Source organism: Kitasatospora phosalacinea, from assembly GCF_030268885.1.
GTDB classification, from domain to species: Bacteria; Actinomycetota; Actinomycetes; order Streptomycetales; family Streptomycetaceae; genus Kitasatospora; species Kitasatospora phosalacinea_C.
In genome coordinates, this window is sequence record NZ_BSSA01000118.1 from 1 (window position 1) to 421 (window position 421).

General features: G+C 72.2%; 1 pseudogene. It reads right to left on the reverse strand.

Annotated elements, in window-relative coordinates:
• Window positions 1-421 (reverse strand): annotated as a pseudogene (locus QSK52_RS39195) (thiamine pyrophosphate-binding protein); the annotation flags it as partial.

Consider the following 421-nt stretch of genomic DNA (forward strand, 5'->3'; position numbering starts at 1 on the left):
TGACGGCGGGGACGGAGCCGTGCATGCCGGGCATGCCCAGGTGCTGGGGGTGGCTGTCGGGGAAGACGCCGATGGCCATCAGGGTGGTGATGACGGGGGCGCCGGTCAGCTCGGCCAGGATCCGCAGTTCGGCTCCGGCGTTGGCCTTCAGCACGCCGCCGCCGACGTACAGCACCGGGCGCCTGGCGTTCACCAGCAGCTTCGCGGCCTCCCGGATCTGCTTGGCGTGCGGCTTGGCGACCTGCCGGAATCCCGGCAGGGACGTGACGTCGGGCCAGTGGAACGGGGCCCGCTCCTGCAGGGCGTCCTTGGCGATGTCGACCAGGACCGGGCCGGGGCGGCCGGTGGCGGCGATGTGGAAGGCCTCGGCGATCACCCGGGGGATCTCGGCCGGGTCGGTGACCAGGTAGTTGTGCTTGGT